Below are 24,246 nucleotides of genomic sequence, written 5' to 3'. Positions count from 1 at the left end.
AACGGTAGATTGTTGAACAAATCTATCGTTTTTTTGCTGATATAAGTATGTTTTAATTTTAAATAGAAAAGAGGGTTGCAAAAATGGCAAATCCAGTTGTAGCAATTGTTGGTCGTCCCAATGTCGGAAAATCAACTGTTTTTAATAGAATTGCGGGAGAAAGAATTTCAATTGTCGAGGATGTTCCTGGAGTTACGAGAGATAGAATTTATGCTCACAGTGAATGGCTCGGACAGAAATTTAGTTTAATTGATACTGGGGGAATTGATATTGGTGATGAACCATTTCTGACTCAAATAACAGAACAGGCTGAAATTGCAATTGATGAGGCTGATGTAATTGTCTTTGTTGTTAGTGTTCGCGAAGGCATAACTGATGCTGATGAAAAAGTTGCTCGAATTCTTTATAAGTCTGACAAGCCTGTTATTTTGGCAGTTAATAAAGTTGATAATCCAGAATTACGAGGAGATATTTTTGATTTTTATTCACTTGGTTTTGGTGAACCATTAGCTGTTTCCAGTACACACGGAATAGGTGTTGGTGATTTACTTGATAAAATCTGTCATTCTTTTCCAGAAAAACAAGTTGAAGAAGAAGATACCACAATCAAATTTAGTTTAATTGGCCGCCCTAATGTTGGCAAGTCATCACTTGTAAATGCTATTTTGGGTGAAAATCGTGTGATTGTTTCAAATATTGAGGGAACAACCAGAGATGCAATTGATACACCCTTTATTTCAACTCAAGGTGACGAGTTCACAGTTATTGATACTGCAGGGATCAGAAAACGAGGGAAGGTCTATGAGAATACTGAAAAATATTCCGTTTTGCGTGCTATGCGAGCAATTGATCGTTCAGATGTAGTATTGGTAGTATTAAATGCTGAAGAGGGAATCCGAGAACAAGATAAAAAGGTTGCCGGTTATGCTCACGAAGCAGGGCGAGGCATTATTATTTTGGTCAATAAGTGGGATACGTTAAAGAAGGATAATCGCACGATGACAGAATTTGAGGAAAAAATTCGCCAAGAGTTTCAGTATCTTAGCTATGCACCGATAATCTTTGTTTCAGCGGTGACGAAACAAAGATTAGATAAGCTTCCTGAGTTAATTAAGAAAATCAATGATAATCATCAACGAAGGATAGCTTCAGCTGTGTTGAATGATGTAATCATGGATGCAATTGCACGTAATCCTACACCAACTGATCATGGCAAGCGCCTTAGAGTCTATTACACAACACAAGTTGCGGTCAAACCACCCACTTTCATTGTTTTTGTTAACGATCCTGAGTTAATGCATTTTTCATATCAAAGATTCTTAGAGAATCAAATTCGTGATTCATTTGATTTTACTGGTACACCTGTTCATATAATTGAGCGCAAGCGTAAATAGTTTTAATTAATTGCTCAATATGTTAGACTTAGTTTTTCGCTAGTATTTTACAATTATCAAAAAGCTAAAACTTCTTAAAAAAAGGTGAAAAACCTTGTTATGTTAGGCTTTATATGCTATCTTATTTAAAGAGATAATGATTTGTTAGTCATTGTTTCGTCATTATGATAAGGGCGAAATTACGCCAACAGATAATTTATTATCTGTGCCTATTTCTTCGTATGAGGAGGTGAAACACATGGCAAACAAAGCACAATTAATCGAAACAGTTGCAACAAAGACAGGTTTGACAAAAAAAGATGCAACTACTGCTGTTGACGCAGTTTTTGAAACAATTCAAACTACGTTAGCAGAAGGCGAAAAGGTTCAATTAATCGGATTTGGTAACTTCGAAGTACGTGATCGTGCAGCCCGTAAAGGTCGCAACCCACAAACTGGTAAAGAAATTCAAATTCCTGCAAGCAAAGTACCTGCATTTAAGCCAGGTAAAGCTTTAAAAGATGCTGTTAAATAAGCATTAATACTTATTCGTCAGGGGGCTAGGTCAAAAGTTAAATTTTGATCGAGCCCTTCTATTTATTTATTGCGAGTAAATGTGTAACATAAGTCAAGATTTTCCGGGCTTACATCACACTTCCTCCTCTTTTTTTATTAGAACCAGAAATCGACTTGGTACTTTTAAAATAAAGTCTTATTTGTTTGCCATTTTTCACTGTCCTAACCTATAGTTTTTCATACTAACTTTACTGAATAAACAAATGAAAAAGGGGAATTTATGAATCGTTCTGAAGATGTAGTTAATTTAATTGAAGAAGGAAACATTGAAGAAGCAGCTCAAGTTTTTGAGCTGGTTCTTAAGCAAGCTGATCCAGATGATATTTATAATTTGGCAGAAGATTTATATATGCTTGGCTTTTCTAATTTTGCGGTAAAAGCATATAAATCGTTACTAATCAAATTTCCAGATGAGGATATTTTACGTGCACAATTGGCAGATCTTGCAGTCAGTGATGGGCATGATGATGAGGCACTTGAGTATTTATCTGCAATTAAGCCTGATTCTGATGCCTATGTGAATTCACTTTTGGTTGCAGCAGATTTGTATCAAACGCAAGGCTTACTGGAAGTCAGTGAGCACAAGTTGCTGGAGGCACTGCAGATTGCCCCAAATGAAGAGGCGGTTATCTTTGGACTAGCAGAATTTTATTTTAATACTAAGAAATTTGGAAAGGCGATTGAATCATATTTGGCACTAGTCAAGATGGGATTTACTCAATTAGCAGGTGTGTCAATGGTTCAGCGTCTTGGACAAGCATATGCGGAAGTTGGCAAATTTGAGCAAGCACTGGGATATTTTGAACAATTAGAGGATGAGCAAATTAGTCCAGATACGCGTTTCCAGATTGCGTTTACACAGCTCCAAGTCAAAAATTATGAAGATGCTATTGAAAGTTTTAAAAAGCTAAAAAAAGATAATAAAGATTACACAACACTATATCCATTCTTAGCAACTGCATATGAGCAACTGGGCTTTTTGCAGAATGCACTTGAGACACTGCAAGAGGGGCTACGGGTAGATCAATACAATATTAAATTGTATGAAAAGGCTAGTGCGGTTTCCTTGAAATTGCAACAGCCTGACGAAGCACAGGTGTATCTAGAAAAAGCCCTCGAGTTAGAACCAGACAGTCTGACATTAGTAATTGAACTCAGTAATTTGTTAGTCAGTCGGCAAAAGTATCAGGAAACAATTGACTTTTTGAGTTCATTTGTTCAAAATGACGAAATAGATCCGCAAATTTATTGGAATCTTGGAAAGTCATATAATGCTCTTGATAATGATGAACTAGCACTTAAATATTATCAGGCAGCTAGGCGTGTATACGATGATAATCCAACATTCCTCAGAGAATTTGCCATTTTGAATCGACGAGTTGGTAATCTTGAAGCAGCTCGTGAAAATGTTGCTCTTTATCTCGAACTTGCACCTGATGATTTGGAAATGCAAGATTTTGAGGATGAATTACTTGAAGATTTTTAGTAAGTATTAACCAATAATCCAAAATCAGAATCAGAATCATTTTGTTTGATCAAGGCAGTAAAACAAATTTTTCGTTGTGCGCATGAATGCAGAATAATTCGTAATTAAGAAAAACATGGTTCATAAGTTAAAATTCAAGGTTAGCTGTAAAGAATTTTAACTTATGAACCATGTTTAATTTAGATGAAAAAAGCCGGAGCAAGTTTTTATCCTTGATCCAGCTCTAAATACTTCCTTTGTAATCTATTATTAGTGCATAGGAATTGATTGATAACGTCCAGGCTCTTATTTCTTTAACTTAAAAATTCTTTTTTTCGGGATAGAATAACTAAATCCTTCGCCGAAGACCTCATTTACCGTTAAGACAGAAACAAAAGCTTTTTCATCATGTTTAGCTACAATATGTTTTAAAGTCATCAATTCACTTGGACTGACAACACAATAAATTGCCGGTCTTGTTTCATTTGAATATGCACCTGTTGCCTGTAAATGGCTCACACCACGTTCCAAAATATCCATAATATCTTTTGTAATTTGTTCATATTGATTACTGATTATAATGACACCTCGTGCAGTATATGCACCTTCAAGAGTAAAGGTTACAATTTTCGAAAAAACATATGATGCTAGCAAGGTATACATCATCCTTCTGATATCAAGGTAACTTAGCGAAGCAGTTAAAACAATGCAGTCAAGGATCAACAAGGTTCGCCCCATTGCGATACCTTGCTTTTTCTCTAAAATTCGTGCAACAATATCTGCACCACCTGTTGTACCGCCAAAACGATAAACAATTCCTGAGCCAATCCCTCCAAGCACACCAGCTAGTATCCCAGCGATAAATAAGTCATGGTGAATATTAATTGAGAATGGCAGTCTTTGCCATAACCAGATGAAGATTGAAAGTGAAACGGTGCCGTACACGGTATAAATAAGTGCCTTTTTCCCGAGATATCTATAGCCAATAACTACTAAAGGAATATTAATTGCAAGTGTTGTAAAGGCGGGGTCAATATGCAGCCAATAGCGAGTGATGAGCGAAATACCCGTTACACCACCCTCAGCTAGGTCGTTACCAATGTTAATCATGACGAAACCAAAAGCATACATCCCACAGCCAAAAGCAATCATAATAAAATCAATTAGACGAACTTTTGAATCAGTTGAATACATCTTTTTACCTCCAAGAACTTAGTGTCTTTTAAGAGCATAACATAAGTTTTATTAAAATAGCTCTTCTCTGAGCACTTGCTAAGCAGAATTTCATTATTCTTGCAGATGCAGGCAAAGCAACAATCTGTTAGAATAAATAAGAATAAACAAAAGTGAAAAGGATGATAGTTATGATTAAGGTTTTAGTAGCTGGTTTTAAAGGTCGGATGGGCAATACAACAACAAAAATGGTTTTAGAGAATGCAGATTTTAAGTTGACTGGGGTATATGATCCGAGAGCGACTGAAAAAAATCTTAGTGAATTACCTGATTTTAAAAATGAAGATGTGCCGGTTTACACTAAACCAGATGAAATCGATGAAAGCAAAGTAGATGTTTGGATAGATTTCACATCACCTGCTTCAGTGTATGAAAATGTTAAATTTGCTCTTGCACACAATATCTCACCAGTTATTGGTACAACTGGCTTAGCTAATGATCAAGTTGATGAACTAAAAAAAATCGCAAAGAAAAATAAAGTTGGGGGATTGATTGCGCCTAATTTTGGAATTTCTGCTGTGCTCTTGATGCAATTTGCACAACAGGCAGCAAAGTATTTACCAGATGTAGAAATTATTGAGATGCATCATGACAAGAAATTGGATGCACCTAGCGGGACAGCATTAAATACTGCAAAACTAATTTCGGAAGTTCGCAAGCAAAAAATTCAAGGAAATCCTGAAGAAAAGGAAAGCTTGATTGGAGCACGTGGGGCTGACTATGAAGGGATGCGTATCCATAGTGTCCGCTTACCAGGCTATGTTGCACATGAGCAGGTCTTGTTTGGTGGACAAGGCGAGGCATTGACAATTAGACAAGATTCATTTGACCGTATCTCATTTATGTCAGGGGTTGCAGTAGCAGTGAAGAAGATAAGAGACTATGATGAATTGCTTGTAGGACTTGAGAACCTCCTATGAAATTAAATAAGCTGCCCCTTGAGTTCCAAAAAGCTAGAATTATTCTTGAAAAGATTCGCAATGCAGGGTTTGAAGCTTATTTTGTTGGAGGTGGGGTACGTGATACCCTGTTAGGCTTACCACTGCATGATGTTGATATTGCTACAAGTGCCTACCCCGCAGAGATCAAGCGGATATTTAGGAAGACAGTTGATACCGGAATAGCGCACGGCACTGTGACCATCCTTGACCATGGTGAAGGCTATGAAGTGACTACCTTCAGAACCGAGTCAACCTATCAAGATTATAGAAGACCAGACAGTGTCCAATTTGTTCGCTCGCTCAAAGATGATCTCAAACGCAGAGACTTAACCATCAATGCTTTGGCTCTCAGTCTTGATGGTGAGGTGATTGATTTGTTTGGTGGTCTCGAGGATTTAAAAAATGGTTTGATAAAGGCCGTTGGTAATCCTAATGAAAGATACCATGAAGATGCTTTACGCATGATGCGGACTGTTCGGTTTGCTAGCCAACTTGATTTTGAAATTGAGGAAGCTACTTTGAATGCAGTTGCTGAGAATGCACACTTGCTTGAAAAAATCGCTGTCGAGAGAATCAATGTTGAATGGACTAAATTACTTTTGGGGAAGAATCCAAAAAAGGGAATAGCTGGATTCCTTGAGACAAAGCTTTTTGTGTACTGTCCACTGTTCAATACAATGGAACAGGTACTTAAAACCATGCTTTCTCTCGCACAGCTACATTTCAAAAATGATGTTGCTGCATGGACACTTGTATGTTATTTGGCACTGGATGATGATCATAAGCAGATCAGTAGATTATTAAAATCATGGAAATGTTCCAATGAGTTGATAGTAGATGTTCAAAGTAGTTTTTCAGCGCTCAACTTGTTCAGAGCCAACCAAATTAGTGCATGGAATTTATATACAATTGGGTTACCAGCATTTGAAACGGCTGCTTCAGTTGCAAGTATGTTAGGCTTTTCAAGAGATATTGCTGTTATTCAGAGTAGGTATGAGGCTTTACCAATTAAGAATAAAAAAGAGTTGGCTATTAATGGCGGAAATTTGATTAAGGATTTACAGTTTACTCCTGGGTCATTTTTAGGTAAGACTTTAGCGATAATTGAGAAAAAAGTCGTCTGCGGTGAGTTAAGGAACGAATTAGGTTCATTAGAAGCAGCAGCGGTAAAAATCAAGAATAATTGATAGTGAAAGAGTGGAAAAATGCAGACATTACGTGTTGAAAATTTGAGCAAAACTTATGGTGAAAAAACACTTTTTGAAAATCTTAATTTTCTAATCAACGAACATGACAGAATAGGTCTGATTGGAACTAATGGCTCTGGAAAAACATCACTTTTAAATGTTTTAACTGGGGAAGACGGTGCGGATAGTGGAGAATTGAATGCACCCAATAATTACCGAATTAGTTATCTGAAGCAAATTCCCGAATTGGATGAAGATGCAACAGTCATGGACGCTATCTTCGAAGGAGCTGCTCCAATTTTTAAAACTATTCGTGATTATGAAGCTGCTATTGTTGCTTATGGCCAAAATCCGAATGCTCCTAAAGCTCAACGACGATATGATAATGCTGAAGCAGCCATGAACCGTGAAGATGCATGGAGCGCAGAGAGTGATGTAAAAACAATTCTTAATCAACTTCATTTGGAACAGCTTGATGTTGCAATTAAAACACTTTCTGGTGGGCAGAAAAAGCGTGTCGGGTTAGCCCAAGTTTTAATCCAAGCACCCGATTTACTAGTATTGGATGAACCGACTAACCATCTTGACTTCGACTCAATCAATTGGCTGCAAGACTATTTAGTAAGCTACAGAGGTGCATTACTCGTAGTTACACATGATCGATATTTTTTGGATCAGATTGCCACACAGATTTTAGAATTATCCTTTGGTAGTCTTTATCCATATCAAGGTAATTATCAAGACTACGTCGCACAAAAAGCTCAACGTGTTCAAAAAGAAGCTGACTTTGAACACAAGCAGCAACAATTATATAAAAAAGAACTGGCATGGATGAGAACTGGTGCAAAGGCACGGACAACTAAACAACAGGCCCGAATTAACAGTTTTAACGAACTCGAAGAAAATCTGAAAGTAACTAAAGATGAGGGTGCTGTTGATATTTCTTTAGGCCAGCGGCGGCTTGGTAAAAAGGTTATTTCGTTGAAGAATGCATCATTAGCACTTGCTGATCACGTGATTATCAATAATTTTAGTTTATTGGTACAGGCTGGTGCTCGAATTGGGATTACAGGAGCCAACGGTGCAGGAAAGTCAAGCTTTTTAAATGCGCTTGCGGGGGAATTGCCGCTTGATGAAGGCCTTTTAGAAATTGGCGAGACAGTCAGAATTGCTTATTATCGACAGCAGACTGAACCAATTCCAGAAGATAAACGTTTGATCGGTTATTTAAACGAAGTTGCCCAGAGTGTAACTGATAGACACGGCCTACAATTAAGTACAACGCAGCTTTTAGAACAGTTTTTGTTCCCACGGTTTATGCATGGAACATTGATTCGGCAACTTTCGGGTGGTGAAAAGCGCAGGCTTTATTTGTTGAAGTTATTAATGAGTGAGCCAAATGTTTTACTATTAGACGAGCCGACAAATGACTTGGATATTGCTACATTGACTGTTTTGGAAGATTATGTTAGCAATTTTAATGGAACCGTGATTACAGTTTCGCATGATCGTTATTTCCTTGATAAGGTTGCTACAAACTTATTAATTTTTAAGAGTAACGGTGTGATTGACCGCTTCACGGGTGAATTTACAGATTATTTAAGTCAGCACAGTGATTTTGAAAAACAGCAGAACGTGAATCGCAAAGCACAAATTAAGTCTGGCGAAAAAGAAGGAAATACTGTAAAGAAAGAAAAACAAAAACTGACATATGCTGAAAAAATTGAGTTTGAAAAAATTGAAGATTTGATTGATACTTTAGAAAATGAAAAAGCACAATTGACGAAAAAAATGAACAATACGGATGGAACTAACTATGGTGAATTAGCTGATTTACAAAAGCAAATAGATGAGCATGATCAGTTGATTGATACAAAAATGGCACGCTGGGAATACCTAAGTCAGTTTACGAAATAATCTGAATAATGGAGGAATATTTATGGCAATCCTTGAGGCACCATATTTGCAACTTATAAATGATATTCTAGAAAAAGGACATCAAAAAGATGATCGGACTGGTACAGGTACGAAAAGTCTCTTCGGATATCAAATGCGCTTCGATCTCAGCCGCGGTTTTCCTCTTCTTACAACTAAAAAGATCGCATTTGGACTTGTAAAAAGTGAACTACTATGGTTCTTACGTGGGGATACTAACATTCGGTTTCTATTGCAACATAAAAACCATATCTGGGATGAATGGGCATTTAAAAAGTGGATTGAAAGTGATGAATATACTGGACCAGATATGACAAATTTTGGCAGGAGGGCACTTGTTGATCTGAATTTTGCAGCTGATTACAAGGAACAAAAAAAGCTCTTTTGTGATCGGATCTTAGTTGACGATGAATTCTCTGCAAAATACGGTAATTTAGGGGATGTTTATGGAGCTCAGTGGCGTCACTGGAAGACAAGGGATGGTCAAGTTATTGATCAGATTCAGGATGTTATCGATGGCATTAGAAATACACCCGATTCACGCAGGCTAATTGTATCTGCATGGAATCCAGAAGATGTTCCAACGAGTGCGCTGCCTCCATGTCATACCCTGTTCCAATTCTATGTTGTTGATGGTAAATTAAGTTGTCAGCTCTACCAGCGCAGTGCCGATGTCTTTTTAGGAGTTCCCTTTAATATTGCAAGTTATGCATTATTAACGTATTTGATTGCACGAGAGACTGGTCTTGAGGTTGGGGAATTTGTGCATACTTTGGGAGATGCACATATTTACAATAATCATATTGAGCAGATAAAGGAGCAATTGACCCGGACGCCTCAGGATTCGCCAACACTATGGTTGAATCCTGATAAAAGCAGTGTTTTTGATTTTGAGATGTCTGATATCAAGGTAGAAGGATATACTCCTGCACCTGCCATCAAAGCACCTGTTGCAGTGTAATTATTATCTGAGGAGAATATAAAATGTTAGCATATATTTGGGCAGAAGATGAACAACATCATATTGGGATTGATGGTCATTTACCATGGACACTACCTGCTGATTTGGCATATTTTAAGGCTGTTACAAAGAATCATCCAATTGTGATGGGTCGCAGGACCTTTGATAGTTTCCCTGGATTTTTACCAAAGAGACATCATTATGTTTTAACTAGATCGACTGATTTTGGTAATAAATATAAAGATGATCAACGAATAACCGTTGTAAATAAGAGTGAAGATTTAAAAAAAATCCTTGCACAAGAAGATAGCACTGTTTTCATCATTGGGGGAGCATCCCTTTTTGCAGAATTTGCAGATGCCGTTGATTGCTTATATGTCACGCGGATTAAAGAAAAGTTTGCTGGAGATACATTTATGCCTGAACTTCAGATGGATACTTTTGAATTAATCAAACAAGTAGTTGGAACTATCGATGAAAAAAACAAATTTCCACATATTTTCGAAGTCTATCAAAGGAAAGCATAGAGGAGCTTTAAAAAGAGTATGATTACAAGACAGCAAGATTTTAGTACTAACATGAAGTTAGTAAATAGATTTTCTTTGCTATGCAATGCTTCAAACTAGATAGTTTTACCTTATGAAAAATATCTATACTTAAGCAATGAAGGGATTAGGCCAAAAACTAACTTTTGACCCAATCCCTTCCCTACGTTTAGTCAGGCCTAGTGCAAATTCAAAGTCTTTTCTTTATTGAAATTGGAATAATTAGGATAAATCCTAACAAAAAATAGTAAAAATATATTAAATAATAAATGATTTTATGAAATTTTGAAAAAACTCTGTTATAATTAGCACGTTTAAATTTCTTTAATTGTTGGAAAGGATACTTTTTTGAATAAAATTATAAAAAATCTTGTTCCGGTTATTGTTTGCTGTATTTTAGGACTTATTTTTTATTTGCTATTCTCCTTTGCTTTTGGTTCAAATGAGACGAAAGTTAATCAAAGAACTGATTCAAGCTCGAAACAAGCAGCAAGTAAGCAAACTAAACAAAAGAAGAAGATCAGATTAGTTGCCTTGGGAGATTCATTAACACAAGGTGTAGGAGATACCACTAATAAAGGCGGCTACGTTCACCTGATTCAAGAAAAGTTAAAGAAAAATAATAAGTTAAGTGTCGCAACCGAAAATTTCGGTAAGGCTGGGGACCGCAGTGATCAGATATTAGAGCGGCTAAAAAAAAGTGCAAGTATGCAAAAGCAGTTAAGCAATGCTGATGTGATTGTATTAACTGTTGGTGGAAATGATTTAATGCAGACATTACAGAAAAATTTTACATCACTGTCTTCCGCTGATTTCACAAAAGTTATGGCAAGCGCAGAAAAAGTTTATACTGATAAATTGAATAAACTGCTACAGTCAGTCAGAATATATAATGCAAAAGCACCGGTATTTATTTACAGTGTTTATAATCCGTTCTACGTATATTTTCCAAGACTAACGCAGCTGCAAAAGTACACTAATGAGTGGAATAATGTGACCCTTCAAGTAATTGCTAAGAAGCGCAATATATATATGGTGCAAATCAATAAGCAATTGTCAGAAGGTCAGTATTTGGGTAAAACATCACAATTGAAGACGACGACCGTAACTGATTTAGATAAACTCAATGGGAATAAGCTTACACAAATTGTATCTAATAAAGAAGAGAAAAATAATTATTTATCGTCTGATGACCATTTTCATCCGAATTTAAAAGGGTATAATTATATGACAGAACGATTGTATGCAGTAATGATGAAACATAAAAAAACTTGGTTGAATGAGGTGAATAATTAGTGAGTGAGTTGAAACGGCCAAAGAAAATAAAAACAAAGGCTAAGATAAATTATTGGAAGTGGGCGTTTGTTGTTTTGGCTGCACTTGTTTTGGGGACTACGCTATTTGTTTATAAACAGATAACCACACAATCTGTACAGCAAAAAGAAGTGATTGCAAAAACGGCTAGGACAGGTAAGTACACTACAATTAATGTGCAGATGAATAGAAAACAATTGAATGGTACAATTAATTATTATTTGAAAAAACAGCAGCAAAAAAATAACATTAGGTATCGTTTTTATGTTAGTGATTCGGCTGCTATTATGGTGGGGACAACCCAAATATTAGGGCAAAGTGTTTCATTTTCGCTTTACACAACCCCTAGAGTCACAAAAGATGGTAATATTGTGTTGCTTGCAAAGGGTGTAGGGATAGGCTCTTTAAGCGCCCCGCCTTCTTTCATACTTAATTATGTGAAAAATCATTATAAGCTCAGTAAGGGAATTACAATTGATGCTAAAAAAGACAGAATCGGGCTTAATCTTAATAAATTTGCAACGGCAAAGGGAATTAGCATCAAAGCTAAAACCATTGATTTGAAAGATAATAACTTTCATTTTACTCTTTCAATTCCATTAAAATAAGGAGGTCTTTTATGCATCGCTTGAGTTTTTATCAATATTTGATGACTGAAAGAGATCCGGACAGTCATAAGGAAGTTGCACAATTTGCTAATAATGCTTTTTATGATCAATCCTTTCCAAAGCAGTCACAGATTTATGATGAACTATCACAGTATCTTGAATTAAACGGCAATTATCTGCCGTCAATGACTATTTTTGATGAAGCGTGGGAATCGTATCTTGATAAAATGAATTAAATTATATGTAAAGCTGAGGTAATAGAAGTGGAAAAGAAAGAGAACTCAAAAAAGCAACAAAAACAAAAGAAGATCAGGCGTAAATATAGCCTATTAACCTTGATTATAACCAGCTTAGTAACCCTGTTAATTGGTGGTGGTGGAGTTTTTTATTACATGAATCAAAAATTAACAGCGGCAACTGAAACAAATCAATCAATGAGCAAAATTGAAACGGTTTTTTCATCACTTTATAGTGGCTATTACAAATCTGTCAGCAAGCAAAAACTTGAAAATGGTGCATTGTCGGGAATGGTTAATGCGCTTGGCGATCCATTTACGGAATACATGTCAAAAGATGAAACTGAATCATTGAACAATACAATTTCAAGCAGTTTTACAGGAATTGGTGCTGAGGTCCAAAAGAAAGGTGCTTATGTTCAAATAATTGCTCCGATTAAGGGAACTCCTGCTAAAAAAGCAGGCTTGCAAGCTGATGATATTATTTTGAAGATTGACGGTAAATCAATTAAAGGCTACTCATTGACCAAAGCAATCGCATTGATTAGAGGTAAAAAGGGAACAAGTGTTACATTGACTATTAAACGTGGTGACTCAACCTTTACCAAGAAATTAACAAGGGCAACAATTCCGGTTGAGACGGTAACTGGGCATCTTCTTAAGAAGAACAAAACGATTGGATACATCCAAGTTTCAACTTTCTCTGAAAAAACTGCTGCTGAATTCAAGGCAGAAATTAAGAGTTTGCGCAAACAAGGGGCCAAGTCCTTCGTAATTGATATGCGAGATAACCCTGGTGGTTTGATGACTCAAGCCCTTATTATGTCTTCAATGTTTGTGAAAAACGGCAAGACAATCTTACAGGTTCAACAACGTGGTCAAGCAGCTCAAGTATATAAGGCTGGCAAAAAGTATGACAAAGGGTTCAAGGTTACCGAAAAAACGGTTGTCTTGATCAATAGTGGTAGTGCTAGTGCGGCTGAAATATTCTCTGCGGCCTTGAATCAATCGGCTAATATTAAATTAATCGGAACTAAGTCATATGGTAAAGGAACTGTTCAGACAACGCTACCCTTTACTGATAAAACAGAACTTAAGATGACAATTGCTAAGTGGTTGACGCCAGATGGTTCTTGGATTAATCATAAGGGACTGCAGCCTACTATTAAAGCCGATTATCCAAGCTATGCTTACCAAACAGCAATTAGTACAAAGAAGACGTACACTCAAGGTGAAGTTTCCGACCAGGTTAAGAAAGCCCAAGTTATCTTGAATGCTTTGAATTATAGTGTAGGATCAGCAAATGGTTATTATGGTGATTCAACAGTCACTGCTGTGAAGAAATTCCAGACTGATAATAAGCTGACTGTTAATGGCAATATAGATAAAGAAACGGTTAACAAACTTGAAGAATTAGCTGCAGAAAAAGTTGCTGACAGTGATAATGCACTTAAGACAGCTATTTCTCAACTTAATGGTAATTAACTTTAAGATTAATAATTCATGATGAATGGGCATTTCATTGTTCTCTTCAGCATTAAATAGCAGCGTCTTATCTCCATGAGGGATGGGTCGTTGTTTTAGTTTGTAATAAAACAATACTCGCACAATTTCATTTTTTTTGTTAAGGTTAAGGAAGATAGAGTTCTGATAAGAAATGTGTTTAATTGAATTCAAAAAGAAGTAGTTAAATTGTTGGAGGGAAAGTTTTGAAACGCTTTATAAAAAGATTTCATTGGAGCTATTGGATTTTACTTACATCAATTGCAGTTCTTAGCGCACTTTTTATCCGCTCATTTTTAATTACACCACTTCAAATTGATGGCAATTCGATGGAGCCAACACTTGAGTCAAAAGAAGAGGCTCTTGTAATGAATTTTGGGAAGCTCCAGCGATTTGATGTGGTTATCATCAGAATGCCTAATGGAGAGACCTATATCAAAAGGATTATTGGAATGCCTGGGGAACGTTTATCGTATAAAAACGATGTGCTGCGTATAAATGGTAAACGCGTCAAGGAGAATTTTCTAAAAAGAATACTCGCGGCCAAGCACCAACCGTACACATCAGATTTCACTTTAAAGGAACTAACTGGGAAATCTAAAATACCAAAGAATGAATACTTTGTACTTGGTGACAATCGACGAATAAGCAAAGATTCACGGACATTTGGGCCAGTCAAAGATAGTTGGATCAAAGGCCGGGCAATCATTGTTTATTGGCCGCTAATTAAGATTCGCTTGATTGGGCGATAATGTAATCAACATAAATTAGAGGGAGTGTTCCATAGGTCGGTGAATTTCGAGTTAGACGGAAATTTTGACTTATGGAACACGTTTATACGGAATAAATAATGAGGTTAGATCAAACTCTAACTTTTGACCTAACCCAATTAAATTAGTTATATAGCGAAAGGATTAAAATTTATGGCAATTATTCAATGGTTTCCAGGTCACATGGCTAAGGCTCTGCGTCAAGTCAAAGAAAATATAAAACAGGTTGATATTGTGCTTGAACTTGTTGATGCACGATTACCAGAGTCATCACGTAATCCGCAATTGGCTCAGATTCTGCAAAATAAACCAAGCATTTTAGTGTTAACAAAAAAAGATTTAGCAGATTCACAGACCACAGCTGGGTGGGTTAGATATTATGAAACACAGAAACAACCAGCAATTGCGGTTAACAGTACAGCCATCGGTTTAAAAATTATTGAGGAAAAAATTAAACAAGTGCTTGCTGATAAACTTGCATTGCAAGCAAAAAAAGGAATACTGCATAAACGCATTAGGGTAATGTGCATTGGTATTCCAAATGTTGGTAAATCGACACTGCTTAATCATTTGATTAAGAAAAATGTAGCTCAAGTCGGTAATCGTCCGGGGGTTACAAAATCACAGCAATGGCTTAAAGCTGGAAAAGATATGCTTTTATTAGACACACCTGGAATTTTATGGCCAAAATTTGAAGACCCAATGATTGGAAAAAAGTTAGCATTGACTGGTGCAATTAAAGAAACATTGTATGCTAAAGATGATGTTGCACTATATTTGCTTGAACATTTTCGGCAATTTGCTCCTGCAAGTCTTAAGGAACGCTATCACTTGGCAGACAGTGAACTATCACTTTCAACAGTGGACTTATTGCTGTTGATAACTAAAAAAAGCGGATTCAAGGATGATTATGATAAAGCAAGTGAAAGAATGATATTGGAGTGTCGAAAGGGTAAATTAGGTAGATACACACTTGATGCAGTACCAGAAAGTACTCAGAGACATGATGGATAAGAAAAAATCAATTAGTGAAATAAAGGCATTAATCGCTATCAACCCACAGCAAGATTTGTTGAAAGAATTAGCCGGTGATACTCGTAAAGGTGTGCAAAGTTTGTTGCTTCAATATGAAAAACGAAAAATTAAGAAACAAGCTGCACTAGAAGCATTCAAAAATCGTTTTAGCTATGAACGTGCTTTTTGGCAGGCTGGAAAGCAATTGGTTTGTGGGGTTGATGAAGTTGGTCGAGGACCGTTGGCCGGTCCAGTTGTAGCTGCAGCTGTTATTTTACCGCATGATTTTGGAATTGTTGAAGTTAATGATTCAAAGCAATTGACAAGAAAAACAAGGGAAAGGCTGTATAGTCAGATTATTGAGCAGGCACTTAGTGTCTCTGTTGGAGTTTGCGACAATTATCAGATAGACACCGTCAATATTTACCAAGCCGCACGCGTTGCGATGTTAAAAGCGGTTAATGGTCTCTCACGTAAACCACAACAGTTGATTATTGATGCAATGGATATCGATTCACCGATCGCACAAGTAAAGTTGATTAAGGCAGACTCAAAGAGTGTAAGTGTTGCTGCAGCGAGCATCGTTGCAAAAGTTTGGCGTGATCACCTGATGAATTTTTACGATGAATTATATCCACAATATGATTTTAAATCAAATGATGGCTATGGTACAAGGAGACACCTTGATGCATTGAGTACGTATGGGATAACGCCGCTCCACCGGAGAAGTTTTGAACCGATTAAGTCCAATTTCTAATCAAATGCGTATTTTTATAGAAAACACTTTAAAGGGTGATTCTATGGAGATAAAAGAGTTTATAATAAAATTGCATCTGAGCAATCTTCTCAGTGTTTCCAAAGTAAAAAGAGTATGTGACTGGGTAAAGAAATACCAAGCTATCCCAGACATCAAAAAATTAGAAGAATTGGCTGGAATTACAAATTTTCAACGCAATCTTTTTTGGAAAAAATTTAATTCGATTGAATTAGAACTTGCAGTTGATCGCAATTTGTATCATAGTAAGGCTATTACAATAATTGATTCTGTATATCCACAATGTTTATTGGAGAGTTACAATCCACCGAACGTACTTTTTTATCGTGGGGATTTATCTCTGATTGCAGATAAGCGAAAATTATTAGGGGTAGTAGGTGCGCGCCAAAATAGTACGTACTCAACAGTCGTTCTCGCAAAGCTGCTGCCAGCTGTTATCGCAGCTAAGATTGTAACTGTGAGCGGTTTGGCAAAGGGAGTTGACAGCCTAGCACATTTGCAGACATTTGCAGATTGTGGTAGAACAGTTGCAGTTATCGGGACAGGGTTAGATATTTTTTATCCTAGTCAAAATCGTGGATTGCAACAAAAAATTGCGTGTGAAGGACTGTTGATTAGTGAGTATGGACTTGGTACTGGTCCAAGAAAATTTCATTTTCCTGCGAGGAATCGAATTATTGCGGGGTTGGTGCAAACTTTATTAGTTGTTGAAGCCCGACACCACAGTGGTAGTCTAATTTCTGCAAATCTTGCACTACAAGAAAATCGCAATGTTCTTGCGGTTCCTGGTCCAATCAATTCTACCTTGTCTGTGGGTACCAATGAGCTCATTAAGGCTGGAGCAAAACCTGTCTTAGATGCGTTGGATATCATTGAAGAATTTCGAAATACTTGACAAGGCCTATGGTAATGGTCTAAAGTTATTAGCGATTTTTATATGTTAAAAAAAGATATTAAAAAGGAGCCTGGTCGATGCCTAAGACCCAGAAGAAAACAACAACAACAAAACGAAAAATTAAGAAAAACCTTGTGATTGTTGAGTCTCCATCAAAGGCTAAAACAATTGAAAAGTATTTAGGATCTCGCTACAAGGTTATGGCTAGTTTAGGCCATATCAGAGATTTACCGCGAAGTACAATGGGTGTTGATGTTGAGCACAATTACGAGCCCCATTATATTTCAATACGTGGTAAGGGTGATGTTATCAAAGAATTACGCAGAGAGGCCAAGAAAGCTGCACATGTCTACCTTGCAGCCGATCCGGATCGAGAGGGAGAAGCAATTGCCTGGCATCTTTCTTATCTGTTAGGTTTAAATCCTGAAGACAAGAATCGAGTTGTTTTTAACGAGATCACCAAGGATGCAGTCAAGAATTCATTCAAAAATCCGCGTGCAATTGACATGGATCTTGTGGACGCACAACAAGCAAGGCGCGTGCTTGATCGCCTAGTAGGTTATTCGATTAGTCCAATACTTTGGGCAAAAATAAAAAAGGGATTGAGTGCTGGTCGTGTGCAGTCAATTGCTTTGAATCTGATTATTAAACGTGAACAAGAGATTCGCGAATTTATCCCGGAAGAGTATTGGACAATTGATGCACAATTCCAAGCTAGCAGAACTAAATTTAATGCTGATTATTATGGTGTAAACGGCAAGAAGAATGAATTGCATAATAATGATGAAGTTCAGGAGATTATGCAAAAGATTGATAAAAATAAGATGTTTAGCGTGACGCGAGTTACACCCAAGGAGCGCAAACGCTTTCCAGCACTTCCTTTTACCACAAGTACAATGCAGCAGACAGCTAATAATTCACTTAATTTTAGAACTCAAAAAACGATGATGGTTGCACAACAGCTTTATGAAGGAATTAATATTGGAAGAGGAGGCGCAGTGGGATTAATAACCTATATGCGTACGGATTCAACCAGAATTTCTGATATTGCCAAGCATGAGGCCTCAGCTTTTATCCACGAAACTTATGGTGCAGAATATGCTGCGGTCAAACCGCGCAAAGGCAAGCTCGCAGAAGGTGCACAGGATGCACATGAGGCAATCCGTCCTTCATCAGTTTTGCGGACACCAGAGTCGCTTTCGGCATATTTGAACAAAGATCAGATGAAGCTGTATTCGTTAGTTTGGTCACGATTTGTGGCAAGTCAGATGACTCCTGCGGTTGTCGATACAATGAGTGTTGATATTGAACAGAATAAAGTAATGTATCGAGCAAAGGGTTCGAAGATGAAGTTTCCTGGTTTTACAAAGGTCTACGCCGAAAGCAAGCGTAAAGACAATATTCTGCCTGACTTAGAAGTCGGACAAGAAGTCAAATTGTTAACAAACCAGCCAAACCAGCATTTTACCCTACCGCCTGCAAGATATACTGAAGCTACGCTGATTAAAACACTTGAAGAAAATGGTGTTGGTCGTCCTTCAACTTATGCACCAACTATGAATACAATCCAAAAACGTTATTATGTGAAACTTGTTGCTCGTAAGTTTGAATCTACTGAGTTGGGTGAGATAGTAAATAACATGATCGTTAAATGTTTCCCAGACATCTTAAATGTTGATTTTACTGCTCAACTAGAAGATCAGTTGGACGAGATTGAAGAAGGAAAACAAGAATGGATTAAGGTTATTGATAGTTTCTATCAGCCTTTTGCAAAAGAAGTGGGTGCTGCTGAAGAAAAGATGGCTAAAGTCAAAATTAAAGATGAACCTGCAGGAATCGATTGTGATATCTGTGGCGCACCTTTAGTGATTAAACTCGGACGGTATGGCAAATTTTATGCATGTAGTCGGTTTCCAGATTGTCGCAACACAAAGCCTATCACAAAGGAAATTGGAGTAGTTTGTCCAGAGTGTCATAAGGGGCAGATTATTGAGCGCAAGTCAAAAAAGAATCGTATTTTCTATGGATGTGACCGTTATCCAAAATGTGAATTTGTTTCTTGGGATAAGCCAGTCGGTCGTGATTGCCCTAAGTGTCAGCATTTCTTGATTGAGAAAAAAACCAAGAAAGGAATGCAGGTTAAGTGTAGCAATTGTGATTACGAAGAGGAAATTCAAAAATAATAAAGTATTAGTAATTTATTATTTTTGAATAACTGATTGGGCACACCTCCATTTTTTATGCTAAAGTTATAGCATGATGTGGAGGTTTTTTTATGGAACAAGAATGGATAAAAGAATTTAAACAATATTTAGCGATAGAAAGAAGATATTCTGATAATACGGTCAAGGCATATAATGACGATTTAAAGCTCTTCAGTGATTTTCTTTTTAAAAATGGTGGTTCTTCATCTTTTGCGCAAGTAAATCGGTTTGATGTTCATGTTTTTATGAGTTTCTTGTACGATAAACGCTATCAAACGTCATCAATTGCTAGAATTATTTCGAGCCTGCGCTCTTTTTACAGATTCATGGAAAAAAATAGCTATGTTGAGATTAATCCTTTCGCTTATGTTCAATTGAAGAGGCATCCACGTGCTTTGCCACGCTTTTTCTATGAAAAAGAAATGACCGCCCTTTTTGATGCAACTGACGGAGATGAGCCAATTTTAATTAGAGATAAAGCATTATTAGAAACACTTTATGCAACTGGAATGCGTGTCAGTGAGTGTACGGGACTAACTTTGCAAGCGGTTGATATGGGGATGCGCGCAATGTTATTACATGGTAAAGGAAATAAAGACCGCTATGTCCCATTTGGCAAGTATTGTCAAAAAGCATTAGAAAGTTACTATGCTAAGGTGCGAACGCCGTTGATGGCAAAATATAAGAAAGAACATAATTTTGTATTTGTAAATCATTACGGAGACCCGTTAACGGCTGCTGGAATTACGTATATTCTAAAGAAGATTGTTAGCCGCAGTAGTTTAACTACACAGATCCATCCGCATGAGCTGCGACACACTTTTGCAACACATATGATGAACAATGGTGCAGATTTGCGCGCGGTGCAAGAGCTCCTGGGACATAGCAGCTTATCCACTACGCAAATTTACACACACGTTACAAAAGAACATTTACAACGAGATTACCGCAAGTTCTTTCCACGAGCATGATTTAAAATTTAGGAGGAATATAAAATGACTGGAGTATCATTTCATGCAACAACAATTTGTGCAGTTCGTCATAACGGACATACTGCAATGGCTGGTGATGGACAGGTCACAATGGGTGAAAAAGTCATAATGAAAGGTACTGCGCGCAAAGTCAGAAGAATTTACAACAATCAAGTTGTTGTCGGATTTGCTGGCAGTGTTGCAGATGCTTTCAACTTAGAAGAGCGTTTTGAAAAGAAATTAAATGAGTATAGTGGTAATCTGCAGCGTGCAGCCGTTGAATTAGCACAGGAATGGCGCAGTGAGCAAGCTTTGCAGAAGTTAGAGGCTCTTTTGATTGTCATGGACAAAGATGAATTATTAATGGTATCTGGAAGCGGGGAAGTAATTGCACCTGATGACGATATTTTAGCAATCGGTTCTGGTGGTAATTTTGCTTTAGCCGCTGCAAAAGCAATGAAAGAACATGCTTCAATGATGTCTGCTGGTGAGATTGCTAGGGCATCAATTAATATAGCAGGTGATATTGATATCTTTACTAACCATAATGTAGTCGCAGAAGAACTTTAAGAAAAGAAAGGATCCTCTAGATGAACCCTATTGATAAAACACCAAAACAAATTGTCAAAGAACTCAATGCTTATGTCATTGGTCAAAACAAAGCGAAAAAAGCAATTGCAATTGCTTTGCGCAATCGCTACCGTAGAATGCAGCTTTCAGGAGAAATGCAAGAAGAAATCACACCTAAGAATGTCTTGATGATTGGTCCAACTGGGGTTGGCAAAACTGAGATTGCACGAAGGCTGGCTAAAATTGTTCAGGCGCCATTCATGAAAGTTGAAGCAACTAAGTTTACCGAAGTTGGATATGTTGGTAGAGATGTTGAAGCAATTGTTCGTGATTTGGTTGAAGTTTCATATAAAATGGAAGCAGATCTCCAATTTGATCAGGTCCGTGCAGAAGCTCGTGGAAATGCCAATAAACGACTAATAAAATTACTTGTACCAGCGATTAAAAAAAATAAAAAAGAAGGCGAAGAAGAAATTAGTTTTGGTCAAATGTTTGAAGAGATAAAAAGGGGCGAAACTCCCAGTCTTACACCTGTTCAAAAAGAAGTTGTCACGGAAGAAATTAAGAAGAAACGTCTCTCTGTAAGGGAAAAATTAAACAAAGGAATGCTTGAAAAGCAAGAATTGACTCTCGAAGTTGATGAACCTTCACGAAAAGCAAAAGAAGCCTCAGAGATGTTGGGTCAGATTGGAATTGATTTGGGGAATACTTTAAATTCTTTGGCACCAACGAAAAAAGTTAAACGGACTATGACTGTGGCACAAGCACGCACATATCTCACACGAGAGGAAGCTAGGAAACTCGTTAATACTGCTGACATTGCTGCCCTGGCAATCAAACGTGCGGAAAATACGGGAATTATTTTTATTGATGAAATTGATAAAATCACATCGAAAGCACAAAAGAATAGCGGTGAAGTGTCACGCGAAGGCGTTCAAAGAGATATTCTGCCCATTGTCGAAGGTTCACAAGTTCAGACGAAGTACGGTCTGATCAATACAGATCATATTTTATTTATTGCTTCAGGAGCTTTTCACGAAAGTAAACCGAGTGATTTAATTGCTGAATTACAAGGCCGTTTCCCTATCAGAGTGGAGCTAGATGAATTAAAGGCAGAAGATTTTGTTAAAATATTGACAGAGCCAAACAATGCGTTAATCAAGCAATATATTGCATTGATTGGAACAGATAATATAAAAGTTACGTTTACGATTGAAGCAATCCAAAAAATTTCAGAAATAGCATACCATGTTAATCATGAAAATGAAAATATTGGAGCTCGTAGATTGCATACCGTCCTTGAAAAACTATTGGAAGACTTGTTGTTTGAGGGACCAGACATGCAGATGGGTGATATTACAATCACAGAAGCTTATGTGCAAAATAAGATTGGTAATATCGCGGCAAATAAAGATTTAAGTCAGTATATTCTATAAACAGCGTTGGAAGAAGGGAAAATAAGATGACAGTTAGCTTAGAAAATGCATTCTTGAAGGTTTCTTTTAATGAACATGGTGGTGAACTGACAAGTTTATTTAACAAGAAAAATAAATTTGAATATCTTTGGCAAGCAAATCCCAAATACTGGGGGCGTCACGCTCCGGTACTATTCCCAATTGTTGGCAGATTAAAAGACGATAAATACTTCTATAAGCAGCAACAATATTGGATGACGCAACATGGCTTTGCGCGAGATATGGATTTTGAAATCGAAAAGAAAACCGATCAACAAGTCACCTTTTGTTTACATGCAAACAAGGTGACTATGCAACAATATCCATTTGAATTCGTACTGCGTATCAAATATGAACTTATGATTGATACTTTAAAGATCAGTTATTTAGTTGATAATCCAAGTATAAAACAATTGCTGTTTTCCGTTGGTGGTCATCCTGCTTTTAATGTTCCACTGTCCTCTACAGAAGTATTTTCTGATTATCAGGTTGCAATTGCCTCTAACAGAACTCACCAACTAATTCAACTCCAAGGAAATTATAGTGATTCTCGTCATCCACTTGAATTTACTGCTAAGAAGATTGATGTTACACGCGAAACTTTTAAAAATGATGCGGTTATTTTGAAGCTGGATGAAAAGGAGACTATGTTAACATTAACGACAAGCCAAGAAAAAAATGGAATTCGGTTTAATACTGGGAATGCACAATATGTCGGAGTTTGGTCGAAGTACCCAGAGAATGCACCTTTTGTATGTATCGAACCATGGTGGGGCTTGGCTGATGACGTAAATGCGAGTGGTAGGTTAACTGAGAAGGTTGGTTTGCATGTACTAAAAGCTCATGAAAGTTTTAATGGTTTTTATAAAATTCAAGTCTTTTAAAAAAATGCGATATAGTTTTTAATCCAACCTCTTATCAATAAAGAACTAATAGGATTGTGTTTTCTTGCTGGTAGTTTAAAACTAGATAATTTAATTTTTAATGCGTAATTAATAAGGGGCCTATCGCAAAAAGTCTTGCGGTAAGTCCCTATCTGTTGATTGAATAAAAATCTGCTGCAGATGATCAAAATAGTGTATTTTACTTTTTGTTTTTCTTCCTCTTGTAAACCAGCCCAAAAGGTACTAAATTCTCATTACCATTTTTAATGCGTGACAAGTTTCCTTTGTGTCGATAGAAAACAAAAATGGTTAGAATAATTGCAATAACTGTCAAAATTGGATCATGGAAGAATAGCGATAAGATTGTAATTAGTGTCAGTCCTACCATGCTTGCAATGCTGACCATACTTGAAAGGTACAACGTGGTTAGAAATATAAGCCATGCTATACCAAAGAATAATGGGCTATACGCGAGTAGGATACCAGCACTAGTTGCAACCGCTTTTCCACCTTTGAATCTAGCAAAGATCGGAAAAACATGACCGATAACCGCGGCACAGCCTATTATTAAAACATTGATATGAACTCCGAAGAGGTATGGCTGGCAGGCAGCAAGTGTTCCTTTGAGCATATCAATTATTAAAACGATTGTGCCTGCTTTTTTACCAAGTACCCTAAAAGTATTTGTTGTTCCCATATTCCCACTGCCGAATTGGCGAATATCCTTGTTGTAGAATACTTTACCAATCCAGATACCCGATGGAATTGATCCAAGAAGGTATCCTATTACTAACATTAATATAATAGTCGAATCCATTACAGATTGACCTCC

23 protein-coding genes are annotated in these 24,246 nt (G+C 37.0%); 21 read left to right on the top strand and 2 right to left on the bottom strand.

The features are described 5' to 3' along the window. Positions 1 to 83 precede the first annotated feature (83 nt). The 3 genes from der to FFX44_RS00890 all read left to right on the top strand — a co-directional run bounded on the left by der (position 84) and on the right by FFX44_RS00890 (position 3,435). The gene (gene der / locus FFX44_RS00900; RefSeq protein WP_289976989.1) at positions 84 to 1,394 is read left to right on the top strand and encodes a ribosome biogenesis GTPase Der; all 1,311 of its coding nucleotides are present in this window, start codon (positions 84 to 86) and stop codon (positions 1,392 to 1,394) included. A 238-nt stretch (positions 1,395 to 1,632) separates the two neighbouring features. Continuing rightward, complete coding sequence (locus FFX44_RS00895; RefSeq protein ID WP_289976987.1) at positions 1,633 to 1,908, top strand: HU family DNA-binding protein; 276 nt, start codon at positions 1,633 to 1,635, stop codon at positions 1,906 to 1,908. 261 nt (positions 1,909 to 2,169) lie between these two features. Continuing rightward, the gene (locus tag FFX44_RS00890; protein ID WP_289976986.1) at positions 2,170 to 3,435 is read left to right on the top strand and encodes a tetratricopeptide repeat protein; all 1,266 of its coding nucleotides are present in this window, start codon (positions 2,170 to 2,172) and stop codon (positions 3,433 to 3,435) included. Between the two features lie 285 nt (positions 3,436 to 3,720). On the opposite strand, the gene FFX44_RS00885 is transcribed toward FFX44_RS00890, so the two are convergent. Beyond that, positions 3,721 to 4,608: a YitT family protein gene (locus tag FFX44_RS00885; RefSeq protein ID WP_289976984.1), complete on the bottom strand. Its 888-nt coding sequence runs from the start codon at positions 4,606 to 4,608 to the stop codon at positions 3,721 to 3,723. A 170-nt stretch (positions 4,609 to 4,778) separates the two neighbouring features. Between FFX44_RS00885 and dapB the strand changes: the two genes are divergently transcribed. The 18 genes from dapB (at position 4,779) to FFX44_RS00795 (ending at position 23,414) form a co-directional block, all read left to right on the top strand. Continuing rightward, positions 4,779 to 5,567 (top strand): 4-hydroxy-tetrahydrodipicolinate reductase, encoded by a 789-nt coding sequence (gene dapB / locus FFX44_RS00880; RefSeq protein WP_289976981.1) that lies wholly within the window; start codon positions 4,779 to 4,781, stop codon positions 5,565 to 5,567. Further along, positions 5,564 to 6,775: a CCA tRNA nucleotidyltransferase gene (locus FFX44_RS00875; protein WP_289976980.1), complete on the top strand. Its 1,212-nt coding sequence runs from the start codon at positions 5,564 to 5,566 to the stop codon at positions 6,773 to 6,775. Before dapB ends, FFX44_RS00875 begins: the two co-directional genes overlap by 4 nt. 18 nt (positions 6,776 to 6,793) lie before the next feature. After that, complete coding sequence (locus tag FFX44_RS00870; protein WP_289976979.1) at positions 6,794 to 8,692, top strand: ABC-F family ATP-binding cassette domain-containing protein; 1,899 nt, start codon at positions 6,794 to 6,796, stop codon at positions 8,690 to 8,692. A gap of 22 nt (positions 8,693 to 8,714) precedes the next feature. After that, on the top strand, positions 8,715 to 9,671 hold the full coding sequence (locus tag FFX44_RS00865; protein ID WP_289976977.1) for a thymidylate synthase: 957 nt from the start codon (positions 8,715 to 8,717) through the stop codon (positions 9,669 to 9,671). A gap of 23 nt (positions 9,672 to 9,694) precedes the next feature. Then, positions 9,695 to 10,198 (top strand): dihydrofolate reductase, encoded by a 504-nt coding sequence (locus tag FFX44_RS00860; protein ID WP_289976975.1) that lies wholly within the window; start codon positions 9,695 to 9,697, stop codon positions 10,196 to 10,198. A 366-nt stretch (positions 10,199 to 10,564) separates the two neighbouring features. Continuing rightward, complete coding sequence (locus FFX44_RS00855; protein ID WP_289976973.1) at positions 10,565 to 11,512, top strand: SGNH/GDSL hydrolase family protein; 948 nt, start codon at positions 10,565 to 10,567, stop codon at positions 11,510 to 11,512. After that, the gene (locus tag FFX44_RS00850; RefSeq protein ID WP_289976972.1) at positions 11,512 to 12,138 is read left to right on the top strand and encodes a YpmS family protein; all 627 of its coding nucleotides are present in this window, start codon (positions 11,512 to 11,514) and stop codon (positions 12,136 to 12,138) included. Before FFX44_RS00855 ends, FFX44_RS00850 begins: the two co-directional genes overlap by 1 nt. A gap of 11 nt (positions 12,139 to 12,149) precedes the next feature. Continuing rightward, entirely contained in the window at positions 12,150 to 12,374 is a 225-nt protein-coding gene (locus FFX44_RS00845; RefSeq protein ID WP_289976969.1) for a YozE family protein, read from the top strand. 27 nt (positions 12,375 to 12,401) lie between these two features. Next, on the top strand, positions 12,402 to 13,859 hold the full coding sequence (locus FFX44_RS00840) for a S41 family peptidase (protein ID WP_289976966.1): 1,458 nt from the start codon (positions 12,402 to 12,404) through the stop codon (positions 13,857 to 13,859). Between the two features lie 224 nt (positions 13,860 to 14,083). After that, complete coding sequence (lepB, locus tag FFX44_RS00835; protein ID WP_289976964.1) at positions 14,084 to 14,629, top strand: signal peptidase I; 546 nt, start codon at positions 14,084 to 14,086, stop codon at positions 14,627 to 14,629. A 171-nt stretch (positions 14,630 to 14,800) separates the two neighbouring features. Beyond that, complete coding sequence (ylqF, locus tag FFX44_RS00830) at positions 14,801 to 15,661, top strand: ribosome biogenesis GTPase YlqF (RefSeq protein WP_289976962.1); 861 nt, start codon at positions 14,801 to 14,803, stop codon at positions 15,659 to 15,661. Next, positions 15,651 to 16,418 carry a ribonuclease HII gene (locus FFX44_RS00825; RefSeq protein ID WP_289977697.1) on the top strand — a complete coding sequence of 256 codons (768 nt, stop codon included), beginning with the start codon at positions 15,651 to 15,653 and terminating at the stop codon, positions 16,416 to 16,418. Before ylqF ends, FFX44_RS00825 begins: the two co-directional genes overlap by 11 nt. Before the next feature lie 43 nt (positions 16,419 to 16,461). After that, positions 16,462 to 17,331, top strand: coding sequence for a DNA-processing protein DprA (dprA, locus tag FFX44_RS00820; protein ID WP_289976960.1), 870 nt, complete (start codon positions 16,462 to 16,464; stop codon positions 17,329 to 17,331). A gap of 77 nt (positions 17,332 to 17,408) precedes the next feature. Beyond that, entirely contained in the window at positions 17,409 to 19,514 is a 2,106-nt protein-coding gene (topA, locus tag FFX44_RS00815) for a type I DNA topoisomerase (protein WP_289976959.1), read from the top strand. Between the two features lie 92 nt (positions 19,515 to 19,606). Further along, entirely contained in the window at positions 19,607 to 20,506 is a 900-nt protein-coding gene (gene xerC / locus FFX44_RS00810) for a tyrosine recombinase XerC (protein WP_289976956.1), read from the top strand. 24 nt (positions 20,507 to 20,530) lie between these two features. Then, the gene (gene hslV / locus FFX44_RS00805) at positions 20,531 to 21,076 is read left to right on the top strand and encodes an ATP-dependent protease subunit HslV (RefSeq protein ID WP_289976953.1); all 546 of its coding nucleotides are present in this window, start codon (positions 20,531 to 20,533) and stop codon (positions 21,074 to 21,076) included. A 20-nt stretch (positions 21,077 to 21,096) separates the two neighbouring features. Next, positions 21,097 to 22,512 (top strand): ATP-dependent protease ATPase subunit HslU, encoded by a 1,416-nt coding sequence (gene hslU / locus FFX44_RS00800; protein WP_289976950.1) that lies wholly within the window; start codon positions 21,097 to 21,099, stop codon positions 22,510 to 22,512. 26 nt (positions 22,513 to 22,538) lie between these two features. Next, positions 22,539 to 23,414 (top strand): aldose 1-epimerase family protein, encoded by an 876-nt coding sequence (locus tag FFX44_RS00795; RefSeq protein WP_289976947.1) that lies wholly within the window; start codon positions 22,539 to 22,541, stop codon positions 23,412 to 23,414. Positions 23,415 to 23,613: 199 nt separating this feature from the next. Here the strand turns inward: FFX44_RS00795 and plsY are convergent, their stop codons facing one another. After that, positions 23,614 to 24,231 carry a glycerol-3-phosphate 1-O-acyltransferase PlsY gene (plsY, locus tag FFX44_RS00790; RefSeq protein ID WP_289976945.1) on the bottom strand — a complete coding sequence of 206 codons (618 nt, stop codon included), beginning with the start codon at positions 24,229 to 24,231 and terminating at the stop codon, positions 23,614 to 23,616. Positions 24,232 to 24,246 lie beyond the last annotated feature (15 nt).

This window comes from Lactobacillus sp. UCMA15818, from assembly GCF_030400225.1.
GTDB lineage: Bacteria > Bacillota > Bacilli > Lactobacillales > Lactobacillaceae > Liquorilactobacillus.
The sequence above is the reverse complement of the archived record's forward strand: the minus strand, read 5'-3'. Positions and strand labels throughout refer to the sequence as shown.

Excerpts from the sequence above, each read along its gene's own strand:
- dprA (WP_289976960.1), top strand. The coding sequence starts at position 16,462 with ATGGAGATAAAAGAGTTTATAATAAAATTGCATCTGAGCAATCTTCTC.
- FFX44_RS00875 (WP_289976980.1), top strand. The coding sequence starts at position 5,564 with ATGAAATTAAATAAGCTGCCCCTTGAGTTCCAAAAAGCTAGAATTATT.
- FFX44_RS00825 (WP_289977697.1), top strand. The coding sequence starts at position 15,651 with ATGATGGATAAGAAAAAATCAATTAGTGAAATAAAGGCATTAATCGCT.
- FFX44_RS00895 (WP_289976987.1), top strand. The coding sequence starts at position 1,633 with ATGGCAAACAAAGCACAATTAATCGAAACAGTTGCAACAAAGACAGGT.
- topA (WP_289976959.1), top strand. The coding sequence starts at position 17,409 with ATGCCTAAGACCCAGAAGAAAACAACAACAACAAAACGAAAAATTAAG.
- FFX44_RS00865 (WP_289976977.1), top strand. The coding sequence starts at position 8,715 with ATGGCAATCCTTGAGGCACCATATTTGCAACTTATAAATGATATTCTA.
- FFX44_RS00885 (WP_289976984.1), bottom strand. The coding sequence starts at position 4,608 with ATGTATTCAACTGATTCAAAAGTTCGTCTAATTGATTTTATTATGATT.
- FFX44_RS00890 (WP_289976986.1), top strand. The coding sequence starts at position 2,170 with ATGAATCGTTCTGAAGATGTAGTTAATTTAATTGAAGAAGGAAACATT.
- hslV (WP_289976953.1), top strand. The coding sequence starts at position 20,531 with ATGACTGGAGTATCATTTCATGCAACAACAATTTGTGCAGTTCGTCAT.
- der (WP_289976989.1), top strand. The coding sequence starts at position 84 with ATGGCAAATCCAGTTGTAGCAATTGTTGGTCGTCCCAATGTCGGAAAA.
- FFX44_RS00795 (WP_289976947.1), top strand. The coding sequence starts at position 22,539 with ATGACAGTTAGCTTAGAAAATGCATTCTTGAAGGTTTCTTTTAATGAA.
- hslU (WP_289976950.1), top strand. The coding sequence starts at position 21,097 with ATGAACCCTATTGATAAAACACCAAAACAAATTGTCAAAGAACTCAAT.
- FFX44_RS00860 (WP_289976975.1), top strand. The coding sequence starts at position 9,695 with ATGTTAGCATATATTTGGGCAGAAGATGAACAACATCATATTGGGATT.
- ylqF (WP_289976962.1), top strand. The coding sequence starts at position 14,801 with ATGGCAATTATTCAATGGTTTCCAGGTCACATGGCTAAGGCTCTGCGT.
- plsY (WP_289976945.1), bottom strand. The coding sequence starts at position 24,231 with ATGGATTCGACTATTATATTAATGTTAGTAATAGGATACCTTCTTGGA.
- xerC (WP_289976956.1), top strand. The coding sequence starts at position 19,607 with ATGGAACAAGAATGGATAAAAGAATTTAAACAATATTTAGCGATAGAA.
- dapB (WP_289976981.1), top strand. The coding sequence starts at position 4,779 with ATGATTAAGGTTTTAGTAGCTGGTTTTAAAGGTCGGATGGGCAATACA.
- FFX44_RS00870 (WP_289976979.1), top strand. The coding sequence starts at position 6,794 with ATGCAGACATTACGTGTTGAAAATTTGAGCAAAACTTATGGTGAAAAA.
- FFX44_RS00845 (WP_289976969.1), top strand. The coding sequence starts at position 12,150 with ATGCATCGCTTGAGTTTTTATCAATATTTGATGACTGAAAGAGATCCG.